The sequence below is a fragment of the Caproiciproducens galactitolivorans genome (assembly GCF_029266045.1).
Lineage (GTDB): Bacteria > Bacillota > Clostridia > Oscillospirales > Acutalibacteraceae > Caproiciproducens > Caproiciproducens galactitolivorans.
Map to the genome: position 1 here is coordinate 153,714 of NZ_JAJUFJ010000002.1, position 22,083 is coordinate 175,796.

General features: G+C 49.5%; 18 protein-coding genes and 1 pseudogene. 8 read left to right on the forward strand and 11 right to left on the reverse strand.

Translation table 11 applies throughout. From position 1 onward, the window contains the following. Positions 1-42: 42 nt before the first annotated feature. Positions 43-1,332: an ABC transporter substrate-binding protein gene (locus tag P9B68_RS03210; RefSeq protein WP_135657672.1), complete on the reverse strand. Its 1,290-nt coding sequence runs from the start codon at positions 1,330-1,332 to the stop codon at positions 43-45. A gap of 514 nt (positions 1,333-1,846) precedes the next feature. Here P9B68_RS03210 and P9B68_RS03215 point away from each other — a divergent pair. The 5 genes from P9B68_RS03215 (at position 1,847) to P9B68_RS03235 (ending at position 6,132) form a co-directional block, all read left to right on the forward strand. After that, positions 1,847-2,761, forward strand: a complete 915-nt coding sequence (locus P9B68_RS03215; protein WP_135657670.1) for an AraC family transcriptional regulator — start codon at positions 1,847-1,849, stop codon at positions 2,759-2,761. Between the two features lie 272 nt (positions 2,762-3,033). Continuing rightward, entirely contained in the window at positions 3,034-3,963 is a 930-nt protein-coding gene (locus P9B68_RS03220; protein WP_135657668.1) for a sugar phosphate nucleotidyltransferase, read from the forward strand. Beyond that, positions 3,960-5,075, forward strand: a complete 1,116-nt coding sequence (locus P9B68_RS03225; protein ID WP_135657666.1) for a phosphotransferase enzyme family protein — start codon at positions 3,960-3,962, stop codon at positions 5,073-5,075. Before P9B68_RS03220 ends, P9B68_RS03225 begins: the two co-directional genes overlap by 4 nt. Positions 5,076-5,113: 38 nt before the next feature. Further along, positions 5,114-5,743, forward strand: coding sequence for an SGNH/GDSL hydrolase family protein (locus tag P9B68_RS03230; RefSeq protein WP_243112937.1), 630 nt, complete (start codon positions 5,114-5,116; stop codon positions 5,741-5,743). A 137-nt stretch (positions 5,744-5,880) separates the two neighbouring features. Next, positions 5,881-6,132 (forward strand): helix-turn-helix domain-containing protein, encoded by a 252-nt coding sequence (locus P9B68_RS03235; RefSeq protein ID WP_135658215.1) that lies wholly within the window; start codon positions 5,881-5,883, stop codon positions 6,130-6,132. A 134-nt stretch (positions 6,133-6,266) separates the two neighbouring features. Here the strand turns inward: P9B68_RS03235 and P9B68_RS03240 are convergent, their stop codons facing one another. The 10 genes and pseudogenes from P9B68_RS03240 to P9B68_RS03285 all read right to left on the reverse strand — a co-directional run bounded on the left by P9B68_RS03240 (position 6,267) and on the right by P9B68_RS03285 (position 18,148). Further along, positions 6,267-7,436: an ROK family protein gene (locus tag P9B68_RS03240; RefSeq protein WP_243112925.1), complete on the reverse strand. Its 1,170-nt coding sequence runs from the start codon at positions 7,434-7,436 to the stop codon at positions 6,267-6,269. A 26-nt stretch (positions 7,437-7,462) separates the two neighbouring features. Then, positions 7,463-8,875, reverse strand: coding sequence for a leucyl aminopeptidase (locus P9B68_RS03245; RefSeq protein WP_277668448.1), 1,413 nt, complete (start codon positions 8,873-8,875; stop codon positions 7,463-7,465). A 31-nt stretch (positions 8,876-8,906) separates the two neighbouring features. Beyond that, the gene (locus P9B68_RS03250; RefSeq protein WP_135657659.1) at positions 8,907-9,869 is read right to left on the reverse strand and encodes an ABC transporter ATP-binding protein; all 963 of its coding nucleotides are present in this window, start codon (positions 9,867-9,869) and stop codon (positions 8,907-8,909) included. Continuing rightward, positions 9,866-10,864 carry an ABC transporter ATP-binding protein gene (locus P9B68_RS03255; RefSeq protein WP_135657657.1) on the reverse strand — a complete coding sequence of 333 codons (999 nt, stop codon included), beginning with the start codon at positions 10,862-10,864 and terminating at the stop codon, positions 9,866-9,868. The genes P9B68_RS03250 and P9B68_RS03255 overlap by 4 nt, the downstream gene beginning before the upstream one ends. Before the next feature lie 12 nt (positions 10,865-10,876). Beyond that, positions 10,877-11,773, reverse strand: coding sequence for an ABC transporter permease subunit (locus P9B68_RS03260; protein ID WP_135657655.1), 897 nt, complete (start codon positions 11,771-11,773; stop codon positions 10,877-10,879). 13 nt (positions 11,774-11,786) lie between these two features. Further along, positions 11,787-12,710, reverse strand: a complete 924-nt coding sequence (locus P9B68_RS03265) for an ABC transporter permease (protein WP_135657653.1) — start codon at positions 12,708-12,710, stop codon at positions 11,787-11,789. A 353-nt stretch (positions 12,711-13,063) separates the two neighbouring features. Then, a pseudogene (locus P9B68_RS03270) lies at positions 13,064-14,383 on the reverse strand (ABC transporter substrate-binding protein); the annotation flags it as partial. A gap of 350 nt (positions 14,384-14,733) precedes the next feature. After that, complete coding sequence (locus tag P9B68_RS03275) at positions 14,734-16,002, reverse strand: alpha-L-fucosidase (protein WP_135657649.1); 1,269 nt, start codon at positions 16,000-16,002, stop codon at positions 14,734-14,736. 165 nt (positions 16,003-16,167) lie between these two features. After that, the gene (locus P9B68_RS03280; protein WP_135657647.1) at positions 16,168-17,091 is read right to left on the reverse strand and encodes a ribokinase; all 924 of its coding nucleotides are present in this window, start codon (positions 17,089-17,091) and stop codon (positions 16,168-16,170) included. 13 nt (positions 17,092-17,104) lie between these two features. After that, on the reverse strand, positions 17,105-18,148 hold the full coding sequence (locus tag P9B68_RS03285; RefSeq protein ID WP_135657645.1) for a LacI family DNA-binding transcriptional regulator: 1,044 nt from the start codon (positions 18,146-18,148) through the stop codon (positions 17,105-17,107). A 298-nt stretch (positions 18,149-18,446) separates the two neighbouring features. Here P9B68_RS03285 and P9B68_RS03290 point away from each other — a divergent pair, with 298 nt between their 5' ends. From P9B68_RS03290 to P9B68_RS03300, 3 genes are read left to right on the forward strand one after another with little or no spacing between them, the layout of a single operon-like run. Next, positions 18,447-20,015 carry an ABC transporter ATP-binding protein gene (locus P9B68_RS03290; RefSeq protein WP_135657643.1) on the forward strand — a complete coding sequence of 523 codons (1,569 nt, stop codon included), beginning with the start codon at positions 18,447-18,449 and terminating at the stop codon, positions 20,013-20,015. Further along, positions 20,005-21,093 carry an ABC transporter permease gene (locus tag P9B68_RS03295; RefSeq protein ID WP_135657641.1) on the forward strand — a complete coding sequence of 363 codons (1,089 nt, stop codon included), beginning with the start codon at positions 20,005-20,007 and terminating at the stop codon, positions 21,091-21,093. Before P9B68_RS03290 ends, P9B68_RS03295 begins: the two co-directional genes overlap by 11 nt. 1 nt (position 21,094) lies before the next feature. After that, positions 21,095-22,024 (forward strand): ABC transporter permease, encoded by a 930-nt coding sequence (locus P9B68_RS03300; protein ID WP_135657639.1) that lies wholly within the window; start codon positions 21,095-21,097, stop codon positions 22,022-22,024. Positions 22,025-22,083 lie beyond the last annotated feature (59 nt).

The window sequence follows — 22,083 nt, forward strand, 5'->3', positions numbered from 1 at the left end:
GCAATGCGTAAACACGATGCCGCCCTTTCTCTGCTGAAATAATTATTTCTTCATTGCATCTGCGAAACCCTTTGCGTCCAGCTTGCCGCTGACAAGGAGGGCAAAGTTTGTCTTAATTTTTGCGTTAATGTCTGCTACGTCTTCCATACCGACCGCCCATGGATAACGGATTGTCGTTGCGTCAAGCACCGCTTTTGCTTCCGTAAGCTGCTTCGGCCAGGTGGCGTCGTTCGCCATCGGGACACCGATGGAGTTTTCCGCAAGCTTGTTGTCCCATTCGCCTGTGGTCATAAATACGATAAATTTGAAAGCCTCTTCTGCGTGCTTTGTATTCTTGTTGATACCAAAGCACTGCGCGCCGTATTGGTTGGCGTTGGTTCCGTCGCCGTCCTTACCGACAGCCGGATACGCAAAGCTGCCCCAATTGAAGTCCGCCGGCGCAGAATTCTTGATTTCGTTCGGAAGCCATGTCCCGTTCAAATACATAGCGACATTTCCGCTTGCAACTTCCTGCTGGCCGGCCGGATAAATGTTGCCCGCCGCATTCTTGGAAATATAGCCTTTTTCGTACATTTCCTGCCACTGCTGTCCAAAGGTAAGGACTGCCGGGTCGTCGATCTTCTTATTATTGACCATGGCAAGCGTCTTGTCTTTGCCGATCAGGCGGGCCATGTGGTAGCCGAACAGAGACGCCATGTAAGCGTCGTCCACCGTAATCGGGGTTTTGCCAGCGGCCTTGATCTTCGCGCAATCGGCAAGCCACTCGTCCCATGTCTTCGGGGGGGCGGTAATGCCGGCAGCCTTGAAGATGTCCTTATTATACATCACCAAAAAGCTGGAAGGCTGATAGGGAATCGTGGAAAGCTTTCCGTCCGGTCCTAGTGAACGGGCAAGCTCAACAAGCTTCTTGTTGATTACGTCGGTCAACGGTTTGCCGTTTGTTGTGTCATAGGACTTCTTTGCCAGGTCTTCCACATTCAGCAGGTATTTGCCCCATGTTTTATTGACGCGCTCGATATCTTCATCGAAAATATCGATTTCCTGTCCGCCGTCCAGCGCGGGCTGGAGCGTTTTGCGGATATCGCGGCCCTGCCAGTTCACTTCCACGGTTATGCCCGTTTTCTCCTTAAAAGCTTCAACCGCTTCGGCAATGGTCTGCCCCTGCGGCTCGGTTTCGTTCCACATCGAGTAATACGTCAATGTAACGTCGCTCTTTGCTTCGCCCTTGGATTCACCGCCGGAATTGGATTCCGTAGCGCCGCCGCTGCAGCCTCCAAGAACCATAGCACTAGTTAATAAAACTGCCATAAGAGAACTTAACTTCTTTTTCATTTTCAAACCTCCTAATTATAGATTTTCAGATTCAAGTGATTACATATTGACCAATAAAACGAATGCTCCTCCTTGTTTTTTATCCAATTCGCCGTCCAATGCCTTTATTTTAAGGGCTTTAACACAATATTGATTTAGAATTTTTAGCATAAAATTTGCACAATCAATCAAACTTGCACAATTGATCGTTTATAACCGCAAATAAGAAAAAAAATCATACACGCAAACGTCCTGATACTCCCCTGCTGCTAAGCCGGGGCACAAGGCAAGAAGCCAAAAAATACCGGTTCATCCAAATTTACGTCCTTACTATTTCCGCGCTGGTTTTTCATTGTCAACCGATCGCAACGGATTGTATAAATTTCATACGTAAAATGGCAAATGTATTAAAATTCTCGATTTTTAATATGATTTCCCGAAAAAATAAGGTATAATAAAATTACATGAAATTAAATAGCAGGAGTATAAAAAATGGGGGTATATTGCCCCAACTGGCGCAGATAAGGAGCGAAAAATGACACAATTTGTTGGTACCAAGCTGAAACAGGAGATCGTCATCGATGAGTTGATGACCGTTCATTATTTTGAATACACCAGTAATTTTTATTTTCCGGGAGAAGCCCACGATTTCTGGGAATTCTTGTATGTGGACAAGGGGCTGGTGGACGTGACCGCCGGCGAAACCAACTATGTCTTGAAAAAAGGGGACATCATCTTTCACAAACCTTATGAATTCCACAGCCTGAGCGCAAACGGCATCGTCGCACCCAATCTGGTCGTGGTTTCCTTTAAATGCACTTCCCGTGCCATGCATTTTTTCGAAAATAAAATTTTACGAATGGGCGATACCGAACGCGTCCTGCTGGGCCGATTGATCGAGGAGGCATCTTCCGCTTTTTCCTCCCCTCTGGACGACCCCGACACGAAAATGCTGGAACGCAGCGAAACAGGCAATTTTGCTTCGGAGCAGGTGATCCGGGCCTGTCTGGAGCTGATTCTGATCAATCTCATCCGCACGGGCGGCACCGGCGAAGAACGGGTATCCTCCACCATACGCGAAAAAGCGGATCTGGATACCTTTACAAAAATTGTTGCGTATCTGAACAAGAATATCCACAACAAAATCACCCTAAATGACGTTTGCCGGGACAATATGTGCGGCTGTTCTTTTTTACAGAAGGTTTTCCGCGAGAAAACCGGCGGCGGCGTTATGGAATATTTCGGCCGCATGAAAGTGGATTTTGCAAAGCAGTACATCCGGGAAGGATCAAAGAATTTCACCGAAATCGCCAATGAGCTTGGCTATTCGTCCATCCATTATTTTTCACGCCATTTTAAAAAAGTAACCGGCATGACCCCTTCGGAATACTCCTCCTCCGTCAAGCTGGTGACGGACAATCAGAAGGGCCGTCTACCCCGTTTCGAATAAGAAGGCAGAAAGCGTATCCCGTCCGACAGGTTGCGGACGGGATTCTTTATCTTATCATTCAAAAAGGCGCAGCCCCCCTATTACGTTCCCCTTTTCGGCACAAAGATGGATTTCGATTTTCCGTTGTGCAGGAGGCGGGAAGCATGACTGTTTGTGCAAAAATCATTTTTTGTGCAAAAATTGTGAATAAAAAGACATTTATTTATAAATTGCGTTCGTCTACAATAAAGCATAGATACAAGAAAAAACCGATCAAAAAGGAGCAATGCAAAATGAAAGAACCTGTACTCGTTGTAATGGCCGCAGGAATGGGGAGCAGATACGGCGGCCCGAAGCAAATTGATCCTGTCGGCGACAACGGAGAAATCATCATTGATTTTTCCCTTTTTGACGCGGTGAAAGCCGGTTTTAAAAAAGCGGTCTTTATTATAAAGAAATCCATCGAAGCGGATTTTAAGGAAATTATCGGCGACCGGATGTCCAAAATCATGGACGTGAAATATGCATACCAAGAGGTTGACGTGCTGCCAGAAGGCTACCGCGTGCCGGAAGGGCGCATAAAGCCATGGGGCACCGCACACGCCATCCTTTGCTGCAAAGGGCTGATCGACGCCCCGTTCGCCGTAATCAACGCGGACGACTACTACGGGCGGGACGCCTTTTCGCTGATGTACAACTTTTTGCTTTACAGCAGGGATGACGAATATTACCGCTACGCCATGGTGGGTTATACGCTGGAAAACACCCTTACAGATTACGGCCATGTGGCGCGCGGTGTATGCGTTACTTCCCCGGACGGATTCCTAACGGATATACACGAACGCACCCATATTGAAAAGCGCGGCGGCCTTACGCAGTATACGGAAGACGACGGCAAAACTTGGGTTACAATTCCGGAGGGCAGCACCGTTTCCATGAACCTGTGGGGATTCTCCGAAAGCATCCTGGAGGAAATCGACGCACGCTTCCCCGTGTTTCTGGACCGGGCTTATAAGGAAGACCCCAAGAAAGCGGAATTCTTCCTCCCCTCCGTGGTAAATGAGCTGCTTGTCGGCAAAAAAGCAACCGTCAAGGTGCTAAACTCCCTGGACAAATGGTACGGCGTTACCTACCGGGAGGATAAGCCGGTGGTCGTGGAGGCCATACGCAAAATGAGAAGACAGGGAATTTATCCCGCAAAACTTTGGGAGGGCAGGGAATGAAACCAGTAAACAAAGCACTTTTTCCTTCAATTGTGGAAAAATTTCAATTTGATGGCCAGTTTGTCGGACTGCTTCCATACGGAAGCGGCCATATCAACGACACGTATTCCGTTATTTTTCAAATGGATGAACACATAAACCGTTACATCCTCCAAAGGATTAATACGGATGTATTTTGCAATCCTGTGGAATTAATGGAAAACGTGGTCGGGGTCACCCGTTACCTTCACAGCGCAATTACAAAAGCGGGCGGCGACCCGAAGCGCGAAACGCTAAATCTCATTCCCACCGTGGACGGCTCCTATTATTATGTGGATGAACAAGGCGGCTACTGGCGCGCATATCTGTTTATTGAGAACACGGTCACGCTTCAAAGGGCCAGGAACAAAGCGGACTTCTACGAATCCGCACGCTCTTTCGGGCGGTTCCAGCTTCTGCTGGCGGATTACCCGGCGGAAACGCTGCACGAAACCATACCACTATTCCACAATACACCCAACCGCATCCTTCAGTTTCAGGAAGCGCTTCAGGCGGACAAAAAAGGGCGCGCCGACAAAGTCCGGAAGGAAATCGATTTTGTCCTGGAACGCGAGGAATTCACGCATGTATTGGTGGATTTGCAGGCGCAGGGCAAGCTTCCCCTGCGCGTAACCCATAACGATACCAAGCTAAACAACGTGTTGATCGACGCCGGCACCGGTCTTGGGATCTGCGTAATTGACCTCGACACCGTTATGCCGGGGTTGTCCCTGAACGATTTCGGCGATTCCATCCGCTTCGGCGCAAGCACGGCGGCCGAGGATGAACCGGATTTATCGAAAGTGAATTTTGACCTGGACTTATTTGAAGCATACACACAGGGATACTTGGAAGTTGCCGGGAAAGTGCTGACCGACGCGGAAATTGACAACCTGCCCGTGGGCGCGAAGATGCTCACGCTGGAATGCGGTATCCGCTTCCTTACGGATTACCTTGCGGGAGATATTTACTTTAAAACGGCGCATCCCAACCAAAATCTGGATCGCGCCCGCACCCAGTTTAAACTGGTTCAGGACATGGAGGAAAAATGGGACGCCATGTTTGATATTGTTAAGAAACATCGGAACAAGTAGAAGGACAGATGGACGGGAGGGAAGCCGCATTGCGAAATGTGCTTTGCTACGGAGATTCCAATACTTACGGGATGATACCCGGCATGACCGGAAGATTCCCGCGGGATGTCCGCTGGACGGGCGTCCTGCAAAAGCTTCTCGGAAGCGAATGGTATGTGATTGAGGAGGGGCTGGGCGGCAGGACCACGGTTTGGGACGACCCGATCGAGGAATTCAAAAACGGAAAAACCTATCTTCTCCCCTGCCTTGACAGCCACAAGCCGCTGGATCTGGTCATCATCATGCTGGGGACAAACGATTTGAAAAAGCGGTTCTCCCTCTCCGTCTGCGACATTGCCTATGGAATGGAAAATCTGGTGAAAACCATTTTGAAATCAGACGCCGGTGCTGGCGGGGCCGCCCCGCAGGTGCTTTTGGCCGCACCGGTGCCCATTCTGGATATCGGAAGCCGCGAATGGCGGATGCTATTCGGCGACGGCATCGGAAACAGCCGGCTTCTGGCGGAAGAATATCGGCAGGTCGCAAGCAGGAATGGTATTTTCTTTCTGGACCCGGGGCAGGAAATTGAAATCGGGCGGGAAGACGGCCTGCATTATACCCAGAAAGGCCACCGCCGGATGGCGGAACGGATCGCCGAAAAAATCCACGAAATTTACCCCGACGGATAAAATAGAATGGAAAGCTAGCACGGCGGCCGCGTCTTAACGACGCAGCCACCGCAGGCTATCGACGAACCGCAGTTTTCAGCTTGCGAAAACTGCGGTTCTTCGATAGCCTGTTTAATTATATATAATAATTAATAATGATGTTACAATTTAGAACAAAGGTGTGTGCAAGCAAACAAGATAACAAGATAGGGCAAAACATTAAAGAATTACGACATAAAGCAAATCTTACTCAAGAGCAGCTTGCCGCAAAAATGCAAATCAACGGATGTGATATTTCAAGGGGAACGCTTGCGAAAATCGAAACAGGTATTCGGCATTTATATATAGACGAGTTAAAATGCTTGAAAGAAATTCTGAATGTTGCTTATGAGGATATTTTAAAATCATAGATATAGAAGTTATCGCATATGGATTTTAACTACGACCAAAGGATGGAATCCGCGCAATAAGAAAAAAGAAAGGCTAGACGCAGGAAAGCGCCGACGCGATATGCGCCGGCGCTTTCTTCTACAAATTTACAAATTTATAAGATTTTATCCAACATATTGTAATACGCAAGCGTCCCCGCGCCTACAATCGTGCCGTCGGGGCCCAAATCCGAGACCAGCACCAGGGGATCCGGCCGGTAATCCTCAGCCGGATGTCGGTACCGCTCTTCGATCAAATTCCGAAACACTTCGTGCTCCTCAATCAGCCGCCCGCAAAGGATAATAATATCTGGCGAATAGGTGCTCGCAAGAATACTGATCGTAATCGACAGATATTCCATTACGCGGCCAATCAGTTCCTCCGCCCACGGCTTCTTCTCGCTGTAGGCCCGGAATACGCCTTCCAACGTAATATCTTCCTGTACCATACGGGCTTCCCGAAGGATAGCCCAGTCCGCCATATAGGTTTGCAGGCAGCCGCGTTTCCCGCATTCGCACATATTGCCGTACGGGTTAATACAAATATGCCCGATTTCCCCCGCCATGTTGCGTTTCCCACGGTACAGCTTATGGTTTATCAGAATGGAAGATCCGATTCCGGAGCCCATCGTGAGAACAACGCTGCTCCGATAGCTCTTGGCAAGACCGAACATGTCCTCGGCCATACCATGCGCCTTGACTTCATTGTCAATAAAAACATCGTTTATTCCGGTATATTTCCGCAGGAGCTCCACCGCGGGGACGTCTTTCCATTTCATCTGAGAGGAAAACCGGATTACGCCGTCGTCGATCAATCCCGGACAGGCAACGCCAACCGCGGGAATAACAGGAAGCTCCGGATTTTCGGAAAGAATCTGCTTTATAAGCTTACTGACTTTTTTCAGCACGGTTTCAGCGGATTCTCCGCTGCAATTAAATTTATATTCCAGTTTCCGCAACACACTACCATACAGATTGATGACACCCGCGTAAATTCCATCGCGGTCGATTTCCACGCCGACACTCAGAAAACGATCGGAAGCCACATGAAGAAGCTTAGGCCTTCTGCCGACGGTTGAGGTTGTATCGCCGCTTTCTTCTTCAACAACAATTCCAATACCAACCAGTTCATCAACAATACGTCCCACCGTCATCAGGCTCATATGCGTCATGTTCGCGATCTGTACGCGCGATATGGAGCCTTTCTTATGAATCGCCGAAAAGACAAGTTTCCGGTTCGATTTTCTCATAAGAAATTTATCTAGCCGGGCTCCTGAATTGTCCACTTGCAGCAACTCCTTTAATCCGATTTTCAGCTGCGGCGGCCCGCCCCTTCAAGCATATCATACAGAGTGGTTACGCCCGCGCCGGTTGCGCCGACCACCTGATGCTCAAAGACCGGTTTATCCACCCATGCCGTGCCGGCAATATCAATATGAATCCACGGCAGGCCTTCCGCGAAGGCTTTAATAAACAAGCCGGCGGTGATAGTGCCACAGTAATCCTCGCCCAAATTCTTAATATCCGCAATTGTGCTTTTAAGAAGGTCCTCATATTCCGGGAAAATCGGAAGCCTCCAGTACTGCTCCCCGGAAACTTTAGCGGCGGCGGAAAGCTCGTCCCACCATTCGTCGCTGTTCGTCAATACGCCCGCTGTAGAAAAGCCCAGGGCACCAACGACTGCGCCGGTTAGCGTCGCAATATCCAGAACCCTTGTCGCCCCTTCCTTGCGGATGGCATAGGTGACCGCGTCGGAAAGGATCAGCCTGCCTTCGCAGTCCGTATTGCGGATTTCAATCATTTTGGCAGACATTGAGCGGATCACGTCCCCAGGGACAAAGCTCCGGCTGGATATGCGGTTTTCGCAGGCGGGAATGACCGCCACCACATTCGTTTTCACTTTGTTTGCGGCAAGGGCAAAAACCGCACCCGCAACCGCCGCGCCGCCGGCCATGTCGCCCTTGATGCCCAGCATGGAGCCCGAGCTTTTCAGGCAGTAGCCGCCCGTGTCAACGGTAACGCCTTTCCCAACCAGCGCGGTTTTCTGTTTCGAATCCGGGTCCGCAAGGTAGCGCAGGACAATCAGCTTCGGCGGGTTTCCGCTGCTGTTGCCGACCGCCAAAAATGCACCCATACCAAGGGCTTCCGCCTGCTTTGCATCCAGGATTTCCGCCTGTACGCCATGCTTTTCCGCCTCGCGCGCCATGTTTTCCGCCATAAGCTCCGGTGTAAGCAGGTTTCCGGGCATGTTCACCAGTTCCCTGGCGTAAAGGACGCTGTCCGCAAGGTTTGTGGCTTTTTTCAGGGCTTGCTCCGCCTTTTCGGTTTTTTCCACTCCCTTCAGGACATAAAGCCCAGTTTCCTCCCTGCGGTTGGAACGGAACGGGTTGTATTCATATAATCCCAGCTTAATGCCCAAAACGGCGCAGCGCACGCTTTGCAGCCCGAATTTTTCCATTACGGGCGAAAGATCCACCTGCGCTTCGCGCTGATTGTACTTCTTCATCTCCCGCACGCCCTTGGAAACGGCGTCCATCAGCTTGCGGGGGGTAAGCTCTTCCTTCTTTCCCAGCCCAATATAAACCGTAAGACCCGCATTGCAGATCTGTGGGAAGCTGGACAGGAACTCACCCTTGAACACCTGTTTTATGTCGGGAAAATCCGAATCCTCATAAACAAAGGTAATCCGCGACTGGCAGGTACCTTCGTATTGTATATTCATCATGACAGCCTCACATTCGTTATAATGCCGACCCTCAGACATAGGGGCAGGCGACAAAATGGTCTTTCGATACCTCGCGCAGGGCGGGTTTTTCCACCTTGCACTGTTCGGTGCAGTTGGGGCACCGTGTATGGAACATGCAGCCGGATGGCGGGTATACCGGGCTTGGCAGGTCACCTTTCAATATAATCCGGTTGCGTTTATGCGTCGGGTCGGGAATCGGTACCGCAGAAAGGAGCGCCTTAGTGTAGGGGTGCAACGGATTGCTGTATAGCTCCTCTTTGGGCGCGGATTCCACCAGTTTTCCCAGGTACATAACGCCGATTTTATCCGCGATCATTTCCACAACGCTCAGATCATGGGAAATAAAAAGATAAGTAAGCTCATATTTTTGCTGCAATTCCTTCAGAAGGTTCAGAACCTGCGCCTGAATGGAAACATCCAGCGCGGAAACCGGTTCGTCAGCCACAATCAGCTTCGGGCGCACGGACAAAGCTCGCGCAATGCCGATGCGCTGGCGCTGCCCGCCGGAGAACTCGTGCGGATACCGATCCGCGTGCTCGGTGCGCAGCCCGACAACCTCCAGAAGCTCATAAACGACCTTGCGTCTTTCCTCGGCGCTGAGGTTTGTATGGATTTTCAGCGGCTCTGCCACCAGATCCTCAATTTTAATACGCGGATTCAGCGAGCCGTAAGGATCCTGGAACACCATCTGCATGTTGCTCCTTAAAGGACGCATCTGATTAACGGTATAATTGGTAATATCGGTGCCGTCAAAAATCACCTGACCCGCATCCGGGTGAAGCAGGCGCGTAACAAGGCGTCCCGTTGTAGACTTTCCGCAACCGGATTCCCCGACCAGCGCAAAGGTTTCTTTCGGATGGATGGTAAACGACACGTCCGTAACGGCGTGCACATATCTTTTGGGAGAAAGCAGGCCCTTTGAGGAAACAAAGGTTTTTACCAGATCTTTCACCACTACCAGAGGTTCGCTCATGCTTTTCCCTCCTCTTTCATTTGCTGCTCAACCAGCCAGCAGCGGCATTTGCAGCCTGGCTTTTCCATATCGACCAACTTCGGCTCTTCCTTCGTGCAGATATCCATTGCATATTTGCAGCGCGGCGCAAATTTGCAGCCGGCGGGCATATTGGCAAGGTCGGGGACGGTGCCGGGAATCGACGGCAGCATGTCGACATGCTGTCCAAGCCTTGGAAGGGAAGCCAGAAGCCCCTGTGTGTATGGGTTACGGGGATGGGCAAACAGCGTTTCCACATCCGCCTGTTCCACAATTCTTCCCGCGTACATTACAATGACGCGCGAACACATTTCGGCAACAACACCCAGATCATGGGTGATCAAAAGGATACTCATTCCATTTTTCTGATTCAATTCCCGCATCAAGTCGAGAATCTGCGCTTGAATGGTAACATCCAGCGCCGTGGTCGGTTCATCTGCAATCAGCAGTTCGGGGTAGCAGGACATCGCCATGGCGATCATAACGCGCTGGCTCATGCCGCCGGAAAGCTGGTGCGGATAGGAATTCATAACCTGCTGCACATCGGGGATTCCCACCTGGGTAAGCATTTTCTCCGTGTGCTTCAGCGCCTGTGCCTGATCCATATCCAGATGGAGGCGGATCGCTTCTACAATCTGCTCCTTCACGCGCATAACCGGGTTTAACGAGGTCATCGGCTCCTGGAAAATCATCGCCATCTGTTTGCCCTGGAACGCATGCATTTCCTTATCGGACAATTCCAGCAGATTTTTTCCGCCGAGCAAGACGGTTCCGTTGGTAATCTCGCCGGGGGTATCCCGCAGCAGACGCATGATAGAAAGGGAGGTAACCGATTTTCCGCAACCGGATTCCCCCACCAGTCCGACGATTTCCCCTTTGTCTATATGAAAGGATACATCGTCGATGGCGGTCACTTTCCCCTTGCGCTTTTTAAATTCCGTACGCAAATGATTTACTTCTAATAACACTTCTGCCATACTCACACCTACCTACTGGATTTTGGGATCAAGCGTATCCCGCAGGCCGTCTCCCAAAAGGTTAAAGGCCAGAACCGTCAAAAAGATGATTCCGCCGGAAAAATATACGATGTGCGGAGCAACGCCAAGATAATTCCGTCCCGTGGAGAGCATGGCGCCCCAGTCCGGCTCCGTCGGCTTTGCGCCGAAGCCCAGAAAGCTCAAGGATGCCGCAGCAAGAATCGCGGTGCCGATACGCATGGTAAAGTTCACAATAATACTTGCGACGGTTCCGGGGAAAATATGCTTCCACATAATGCTCCTGTTCGTGGCTCCGATGGAACGCGCCGCCTCCACATAAAGCGACTGCTTTACCGTAAGGGTTGAGCTTCGCATGATTCTTGCAAAGGATGGGATGCTGAATACTGCCACGGCAATGATTACGTTGGAAAGCCCCGGCCCGATCACCGCAACAATGGCGATTGCCAGAAGGATGTCCGGGAAGGCAAGAAGAACGTCCGCGGTACGCATGATCAGGCTGTCGAGCCATCCGCCGTAATACCCGGCGAGGATGCCTAAAACAGCGCCCAGCCCCGCGCCGAGGGTTACCGAGCTAAGGGAAACCGAGAGGGAAAGCCGGCTACCTGCGAGCAGTCTGCTTAAAATGTCCCTACCGTATTCATCGGTGCCGAACAGATGCTTGGCATTGGGAGGGGAAAGAATTGCGTCGTAATCCGGCGTGGCCGGGTCAAAGGGCTGCAGTACCGGCGCAAGGAATGCGATGATAACCAGCAAAATGATAAAACAAGCGGCAACAACAGCCGTTTTTCTGCCCAGAAATTTTATAAAAAAAGCTTTTACGCGGCTTTGCCTTGGAGCGAGCGCCTGTTCCTCCTGAGGTACGGTTAAAGCTCCTTTTTCTTCAGACATTTGGGAATCCTCCTTAACTTTCATAACGTATCTTCGGATTTAAGACGCCATAAAGCAAGTCGACAATCAGATTGATGACGACAAACTGCAAAGAAAACAGCAGCAGCTCCGCCTCAATAACAGGATAGTCACGGAACTTAATGGAATCGACAAGCAGTCTGCCCATTCCTGGAATGGTGAATACCGTTTCCACCAGAATGGAACCGGCAAGCAGCCCGCCAATCTGCAGTCCGGCAACCGTGACAACCTCAATCAGGGAATTGCGAAAGGCATGCTTTAAAACCACCATGGATTCCTTTTGCCCTTTTGCGCGCGCGGTTCGCACGTAATCCTCCTTCATGTTTTCCAGCATGGAAGAACGCGAAAAGCGCGCCATGATCGCCATAACACCGATTCCAAGGCTGAAGGACGGCAGGATATAGCTTTGCATGTTGTCCAGCCCCCCTGTAGGCAGCCACCCCAGTTGTACGGAGAAAATCTGAATGAGAACCAAACCAAGCCAGAAAACCGGTATGGAAATGCCGGAAATGGCAATCAGCATTCCTATGTAGTCCTCCCACTTTCCCCGCATAACCGCCGAGAGCACACCTAAAAGCACCCCGATAATCAGGGACCACACTAGTGCGCATCCCGCCAAGGTTAAGGTCGGCAGAAAGCGCGGACCGATCATTTCGGCCACAGTCTGTCCGGTTGTGGTGGAAGTTCCAAGGTCACCGTGAAACATCCGGTCAAGATACATAAGATATTGCTTCATCAGGGGCTGATCCAGTCCCAGAGCCTGACGCGTACGGTTAATTTCCTCCAAGGTAGCGTCCTTGCCCGCCATGATCCGGGCCGGATCGCCGGGAATCATGTGTACGAACATAAAGATAATGAAGGAAATCACCAGCATCAGGGGGATGGTCCCCAATACTCTTTTCAAAAAATAACGACCCAATTGACGACCTCCAGTCAATGATTCTTAAAAAGGGTTCGGTAACCCTTCAGTTACCAAACCCTTTCCAAATGCAAAAATTAGTGGGCGAGCGTTGCCTGTGCGCAGTTAATTGAACCGTCCGCCATCATGTAAACATTGCTTACATAATTTTTGATACCGTACTGTACGACCCGCTGGCCGAGGAACAGCCACGGAGCGTCATTCCAGATGGTCTTCTGCGCTTCCGCATAGATGGACGCCAGTTTTTCCGGTGAAGTTTCGGAAAGGCCCTGATCTAACAGTTTGTCAACGGTCGGATTGTTGTAATAAGCCGTATTGGCGTTTGCCGGAGGAATCATCTTGCTGTAGAACAGTCCGCGCATTGCGCCGTCCGCATCGCCGCTGGACGGGGACCAGTTTACAAACCACATGTCGATCTTGGATTCCGCCGCGTTTTGCGCTTCATTGATTTTCGCATTCAATGTGGCGCCCTCCATTGGTACAACCTCTGCAGTAATACCGATCTGTGCGAGCTGCTGGTTAATAAACTGCATACCCTTTACAGAGTCAGAGGTGTTATCCGCCCAAATGGTCGTTTTGAATCCGTCCGGATACCCCGCCTCTTTCAAAAGGTCCTTGGCTTTCTGGATATTGAACGCATATTCCTCCTGCTTGCTGTAATACTGGGTTGTGGAAGCAATCGGGGAAGTTGCGTGGTCGCCGTAGCCGCCGTAAACCGCTTTGATGAAAGCATCCTTGTCGATTGCGTAGTTCATGGCCTGGCGCACTTTGATATTGTCGAACGGCTTGTGACTCATGTTCAACGTTACATAGTCGACTATGTTGGAAGGCACGGATTCCACTTTAATATCCTTCGTGCCGTCGATCGATTTGATCTGCTCTGGAGGAATCGGGTAAATCATGTCGGCTTCGCCTGTCTGGAGCATGGCGATACGGGAACCCGCTTCCGGAACGACCTTAAAGGTAATAGAATCTACGCCGGGCTTTTCTCCCCAGTAATTTTCGTTGCGGGTTACGATCAGGTGGTCCGCCTGATCCCATTCCTTCAGCTTGAAGGGACCGGTGCCGACCGCTTTGGAATTCAGCGTTACGCCCTCTTTAATCGCCTTGGGGCTGATAATGCCAAAGTTTGTAAGCTTATTGACAAACACGCTGTAGGGCTCTTTCAAGGTAATTTCCACGGTATTGGCGTCCGGGCATTTTACCTCTTTTACCTTTGTAAAATAACGGAATGATTTCAGGTTGTTCTTTTTGTCCATGCAGCGTTCAATGTTTACCTTAACCGCCTCGGAATTGAAGTCCGTGCCGTCCGTAAATTTTACGCCTGTCTGAAGGTGGAAGGTATAAACCAGCCCGTCCTTCGAAACCTCATAGGATTTCGCGAGTTGCGGCACGATGTTCTTCATGTCCTTGTCAAAGGTCAGAAGATTTTCATACATGGTGCGGTTTGCGGAAATAGACATCGTCGATGTCAGATTGTGCGGATCAAGGGTCAGTACGGATTCGGACATAGCAATTACAAGATCGTTGTCCTTGGATTTTGCTTCTGTGCTTGTCCCGGTGCTCTGTACCTGGGGTCCGGAAGACGTTGAGCCCGATCCGCACGCCGAGAACAACATTGCAGCAACCAAAGCCAGCGAAACGATCGCAACTGCCTTTTTTCGAATTTTCATAATTCCACTCCTTTTGTTCGTATTTACATTATTATTTGTATTGCCTGGTTTTTGAGTAACCGGACAATGCTAACAAGAATAACTGCCAAAAAGGAAATAAGAAATTTATGCAGAAACCGGGCGCAGAGGCGGTCAATGCTAACATCATGTTATCATATAAAAACAAAAAGCAACATTACACCCACTATTTTTCGACATTTTCCGCAGTATTTTAAAAATCAAGACGGAAATCATTTTTTATTGCCCGCTGTTTATAAACTCAGTTTATTAACTCGAGTTTATAATATCAAAAGAAATGTCCGAAGTCAACAGAAAACGCAAAAAACGAGGCGTTTATTCATATATTTTTATCAAACAAGCGTCAGTTCAACTACTGTGTCCCGTTCATCTGGCAAACGGTTGGCGTGCAGATTCAAAAAAGCGTCCGTACGATTGTCCGGCTGGTTCCACGGAAGACGGATATCCGCTTCGGACAAGTCGTGCAAATACCGCGCGGAACGGATTTTCCCGGACATTCCTTCAAGAAAAACCGGCCCGATTCCCCTTTCGAAGATATGCGCATACAATTTTTTCCCGTTCTGGGTAAAGCGTCCCCACTCCGGCTTTTCAAAATCGGCGGCGCAGCAGCCGTAAATACTGTCTCCGTTTTTGCGCATCCACTGCCCCACCTCGCGCAGAATCCGCACGGATTCTTCCGGAATCTCCCCTCGCGCGTCGGGGCCGACGTTCACAATCAGGTTCCCGTTCTTGCTCACGCATTCCACCAGCGCGCGGATCACGTCTTTCGGCTGCTTGTAACCCCTATCGGCAAAACAGTAGCCCCAGTTATTATTTAAGGTAATACAGGCCTCCCACGGAAGCGCTTCGCCGTTTGCATCCAGCATCCCGTGTTTCGGGAGGTACTGCTCCGGGGAAACAAAGTCGCCGTACTGGAGGGTAGGGAAGATCGAGCCGGTGTGCCCGCCCAGACGGTCGTTCAAAACGATATCGGGCTGCAGCTCGCGAACCATCTTTACCAGCTTCCCCGCCTCCCACTTTTCGCCGGACATATCGTTTACAGAGTCCTGATATGAAAAATCAAACCACAGCAGATCAATCTTTCCGTAATTCGTCAGCAGCTCCCGCACCTGTTCATGAAAATAGCGGACGTAATTCTGAAAGTTCTGCGGCTTGTCCCGGTACGCTTCGTTGTCGCGCATGGGATGCTGCTTGTCGTGGTAAACAGGATAATCCGGATGGTGCCAGTCCAGAAGGGAGTAGTACAAACCGACCTTGATCCCCTCCGCGCGACACGCCTCGACAAATTCCCGAACCAGATCACGCCCGCCCTTCGTGTGTACCGAGCTGAAATCCGTCAGTTTGGAATCGAACAGGCAGAAGCCGTCGTGGTGCTTTGCGGTCAGCACCGCGTATTTCATGCCCGCTTCCTTCGCCAGCTTCGCCCATTCCCTGGGATTACAATCCGTGCTGTCAAACGCGTCATAATACTTCCGATAGGTTTCCGCATCCATGCGTTCATAGCTTTGCACCCATTCGCCGCGGGCGGGAATCGCGTATAGCCCCCAGTGGATGAACATACCGAACCGGTCGTTCAGAAACGCTTTTACTCTTTCTTCCATTTACAAATCCTCCTTTTCCTAAAGCATAGCAGAATACCCGGAAAAATCAATCGATTTCCAGCAGATCGCGGAGATGGCATTTTCCGCCGCAAAGCAAAAGCCGGGGAAGCCAACCCTTTCGGGCTGGCCGCTCCGGCTTTTTACGGAATGTTTTGCAGCATTCCTTTAAAAGAGCGGATTTTGAAACTCCACATATTTTAAATGGGATTTTGCCTCCTGGACTTCTTCCATCCGAGGGATGGAGGGTGCTGCACCGGGCTTTGAAACCGCGAGAGAAGATGCGACGGAAGCCTTACGCAGGCAATCCGGAACCGGCTCGCCCGCCGCGTAGCAGGCCAAAAAGTATCCGGTAAACGTATCGCCCGCCGCCGTTGTGTCGACTACCTTTATATCATAGATTCCATGCGTAAAGGTATTGTTTTTATCCCGATAGACAACGCCGTTATGCCCAAGGGTCAAAACAAAAGCGGAATCCGGATACTGTTCGAGCAGAGAATCCAGAATCTCATCCGTTTTTTCCTTCCCCGACAGCTCCCTGCCTTCTATTTCATTAATAAAAAAGAGGGATACCAACTCAAAAGGGAAGGTGTCCAACAGTTTTTCGCTGATCGGAGATGGATTGATCGCAATTTTAATCTTCTTCTGCGCACATTTCCGCGCTATGTAATCGATGCAACTGGTCTCATTCTGCATTAAAACCAGATCGCCTTCCCCGAAATGTTCCAGAACCCTGTCGGCGTATTCCTCTGTGATTTCATGGTTCGAACCGCCGTAAATAATAATATTGTTTTGCCCGGACGGGACAACCTGAATCAAAGCATGGCCGTTTACTCCGTCTGTCATTTCAATATAATCCGTATGCACGCCGTTGTCAGAAAGAATTTGTTTCAGGTTTTCGCCGTCGACGCCGATTTTCCCCGCGTGATAAACATTTGCACCGGCCTTTGCAAGGGCAATGGATTGGTTCAATCCCTTTCCGCCGCTGAAATAGTCCAGGCGCTCGGCGGAAATGGTTTCCCCCGGCCTGACGAAATGGTCGACATGATAAACGTGGTCTATATTTAAAGAACCAAAATTCAGTATACTCATGCTTACTCCTTCTTTATATTTGCTTCTTTTCCGTAAATTTTAGCGCGCTTCCGCGAACCTTCAGCGCCGGTTTGAAAATCTTCGTATCCCCAGCATCCGTGCAAGGATTCTTTTTCCCCTCCAAAACACTCATCATTTTCTTTACCGCGTATTTCCCTATTTCCTGAACGGGCTGCGCAATGGTTGAAAGCGGCGGCTCCAAGAACTCGTCGATAAAAATGTCGTCAAAGCCGACGATCGACAGATCCTGCGGAATAGACAGGTGATACCGGCGGCATTCCCGGTAAACGCCGATCGCCATCATATCGTTCAGTGAAAAAACCGCCGTCGCGTTTTGCCCAAGAATATACGGAAGCGCCCGGCTCCCGCTGTCAACGCTAAAATCCCCTTCGATCACTAGTGACCGGTCAAACGGGAGGCCCGCGTCCCCCAGAGCCGATTTATACCCTTCCAAACGTTCGATACTGATGCGAAGGTTTTTCGGCCCGGTAATACAGGCGATTTTCTTGTGCCCAAGGTTGATCAGATAACTTGTCGCAAGGAAACCGCCAAGCTTCTGGTCAAGCAGGACAGACATAAACCGCGGATCATCCAGCGTGCGGTCCACCATCATAATAGGGACATTGTTTGTTTCTCCAATTTCATACAGTCGTTTTACGTCTGTTTCACTATAATTCGATGAAACGGTCATTATAACCGCATCAACGCTGCGGTCAACAAACAAATTCAAGTATTCGAATTCATGCTCCAGCGTACCGTTCGTATTGCCGTAAAGCACATTATAACCATATTTATGGCACTGTTCTTCAATGACCTTTGCCAGCTCTGAAAAATACAGGTTACTGATATCCGGTAAAATCAACCCGATCGTATGCGTCTTTTTGGTTACCATACTAACGGCTATATGATTGGGCCTGTAATTTAATTCTTTTGCTGCTTTCAGTACAAGCTTTCGCGTTGCTTCCGGAATGCGGTTTGGCTTATTATTCAAAACTAAAGACACGGTTGTCGTAGATAAACCTACTGCTTTTGCAACATCTTTCACCGTAGTACGCAAAGCAGGCCCTCCTCTTTAGCATTTTGAAATTGATAAAACATTTTACTGAAATTCAGTATAACATAAATCAATCGAAAATCAAGCAAAATATTATATTCTATCCAATAATAGATTAAAATGTGCAAATAATTTTGATAAATATATTGACATTTCGACTGATTCAGCCTAATATATTGATATTCGAGTCATTGCTTTTGCTAGTTTAGTAAAACATTTTACCAACCCATAAAGTCCGTCCTGCATAACTATTTTGCGGGGAAATCATCGCTATTTCATTCAAGAATGGAGTGCTACGGAAATGGCAGAAAATGTTGCAGACAATGTTTTAGTCATGGAAAACATCACAAAGGTTTACCCAAACGGATTTGTTGCCAATAAAAACGTGAACTTTTCCGTTCGTAAAGGGGAAATCCACGCCCTGGTCGGCGAAAACGGAGCCGGAAAAAGCACGCTGATGAAAGTCCTTTTCGGCATTGAAACCCCCGATTCCGGCAGAATCCTTCTGAACGGAAAGGAAGTTCAGATTCACAATCCGTCCAGCGCGATCAAATATGGAATCGGAATGGTTCATCAGCATTTTATGCTGGCCCCCTCCCTCACCGTTGCTGAAAATATGGTAATGGGAATTGAACCGAAAAACATGTTCCTTTTCGATTTTGCCAAAGCCGTGCAAATGACAGAGGATGTTGCGAAAAAATACAACTTTGACATTGACCCCAAAGCGCATGTGAAAGACCTTCCTGTCGGGCAGAAACAAAAGGTTGAAATTTTAAAGGCACTTATGCGCGGAGCCCAAATCCTGATTTTAGACGAACCTACCGCCGTATTAACCCCACAGGAAACAACGGAACTGTTCGTACAGTTGAAAGAACTGAAAAAGCAGGGCCATACCATTATTTTCATCTCCCACAAATTAAGGGAAATAAAGGAAATCTGCGACAGAATCACCATTTTAAGGGACGGGCGCTCGGTTGGCGAGGCAGATGTGAAAGAACTGAGCGAACAGGACATCTCCAACAGCATGGTGGGGCGCAACGTCGTTCTTGATATCCAGAAAACAGAGGCCCATCCGGCAGAAAACATCCTTAGCGTCCGCGAACTGTCCGCCGTTAACAAGTTCGGTAAGACGATTCTGAACAATGTCAGCTTCGACGTGCGCAGAGGCGAGATCTTCGGCATTGCCGGCGTTGAAGGGAACGGGCAGAGCGAGCTTGCTGAAATTCTTACCGGCTTAAGGCCGTATTTTAATGGTAGTGTAAAAATCAAGGGCGTGGAAATTCAGAATCTTTCCATTCGCAAAATCCGGGAGCTGAAAACGTCCCATGTTCCGGAGGACCGTATGACCTTCGGCATTGCGGGCGACGTCAGTATAAAGGAAAATCTGATTTCCGACCGTTTCTATAAAAAGGAATATAACCATAGCGGACTGCAAAAGGCCAAAATGATCAACGAGGAAGCGGACAGGAATATAAAGGAATACCTTGTAAAGTGCGACGGAAGGGAACAGCCAATCCGGATGCTCTCCGGCGGTAACATTCAGAAAGTCGTTGTCGCAAGGGAATTTTCTTCCAATCCGGACTTTATTCTGGTTGATCAGCCAACCAGAGGCATCGACGTTGGCGCCACAGAATTTGTCCGTAAACAGATTGTAAAACTTCGCGACCAGGGTTCTGCCATTGTGCTTATTTCCGCGGACCTGAACGAAGTCATGGAGCTCTCCGACAGCTTGATCGTTATGTATGAAGGAGAGATCGTAGCATATTTCCCCGATACTAAAAACATTACCGAGAAGGAAATGGGAGAATATATGCTGGGCATCAAAAAAATGTCGCCCGAAGAAATAGGAGATGTCATTCATGAAAAATAAGCAATCGTACTCCAGCAAAACAATCGAGAATAGGTTCGAAATTTTCAGAGTCATTGTTGCAATCGGAATTTCGTTACTGGTCGCTTTGCTTTTGATTATGTTTGCAAGTAAACAGCCGCTGAACGCATTGAAATGGTTTTTGGCAGGCCCAATTATGACTATGCGGAATTTCGGCAACGTGCTGGAACTTTTCATCCCGCTTACATTCGGCGGCCTTTCCATCGCAGTAATGTTCCAATGCAACCAATTTAACATGGCGGCGGAAGGCTCCTTCTTTCTTGGCGGTCTGGGCGCCGCAATGATCGCCGTCGGCGTGAAGATGCCTTCGGTTATCCATGCCGTTGTGGCCCTTCTGGCAGGCGCGCTGTTCGGCGTTGTGCTTTGCCTCATCCCCGCCATATTAAAAGTAAAATGGAAAGCAAATGAAGTTGTTTCCTCCCTCATGCTGAACTACATCGCTTTGTTCTTCGGAAGCTATATCCTTCAATACATGCTCATGGACCCGGACGCAGGCTATATCGCCTCCCATTCTTTCCCGAAAAGTGCAAGACTGGCTGTCATCATCCCGAAAACCGGGGTGCACATGGGTATTTTCATAGCAATTGTGATGGTCGTTCTGACCTACCTGTTCCTGTACAGGACAAAATGGGGCTATGCGATCCGTATCACCGGGCAAAATGAAAATTTTGCAAAATACTCCGGCATCGGCGTCGGCAGCACCATCATCCTTTCCCAGATTGCGGGCGGCGCGCTTGCCGGAATGGGTGGCGCGACACAGGTTTTGGGAATGTACACCCGCTTTTCCTGGGTAAGCCTTCCGGGTTATGGATTTGATGGCATCATCATTTCCATTCTAGCGAAAAACAACCCGAAATTTATCCCCCTTGCGGCTTTCTTCCTCGCTTACCTGCGCGTCGGCGCGGACATTATGTCCAGAAGATCCGACGTTGCACCGGAAGTGGTCTCGATCATTCAAGCAATTATCGTTGTATTAATCGCGGGCAAGATGTTCCTGGATACTTACAAGCACAAGATGATTGTTAAGAATTCCCAGAGACAAGTAAAGGAGGAAGCTTAACATGAACGCTGTAATGGCTACAATCTTCTCAGCAAGTTTTCTTTTTTCAGTGATCCGGCTTACAACGCCGATCCTGCTGGCGGCTTTGGCCGCCCTGATTACCGACCGGGCCGGTGTTATGAACATCGGCCTGGAGGGAATCATGCTCTGTTCCGCGCTGGCTGGCGTCGTGGCAAGCGCCGCTTTTCACAGCGCATTTCTCGGCCTTATTTTTGCAATCATCACCGGCGTGGTTTTCGGCCTAATTATGGCTTACAGCGCCCTGAACCTGAAAGCCGACATCATTCTGGTTGGTATTGCAATCAACCTGATGGCATCGGGCGGAACCATCTTTGTGCTGTATTCCATCTGCGGGGACAAAGGAAATTCCACTTCTCTTAAAAGCCTGACCATGCCCTCCATCAATATCCCCGTAATTGGGAATATTCCGGTTTTGGGCAGCATCCTTTCCGGCCATAACCTTTTAACCTATATTGCCTTCCTTTCCGTATTCCTGATCTGGCTTTTGCTTTATAAAACACCTCTTGGGCTGCGCATCCGCGTTGTCGGCGAAAATCCGAACGCCGCGGAAAGCGTCGGCATCAACGTAAGGAAAATCCAGTATATCGTCCTGATCATCAGTGGCGTTCTCGCTTCCATCGGCGGCGCTTACATGTCGATGGGCTATATGGACAAGTTCTCGCGCGACATGGTCGCCGGCAGAGGCTTCATCGCACTAGCTGCGGAGGCGCTCGGAACGGGTACTCCGGTGGGTATCATGGGTTCCTCGCTGATCTTCGGCGCGGCCGACGCCCTTGCAACCAACCTGCAGGTTTTGAATATCCCGGTTCAGTTTGTCCAGATGATCCCTTACGCCTTAACCATTGTCGGATTGATCGTCTATTCCGTAATGAGAAACAGAAAAGAGAAGAAAATCGGTATCTCCAAATAATACACCAGTTGTTTCTTCGATGCTATGCCGTAATTCCCCGCCGCGGATAACAGCGGCCG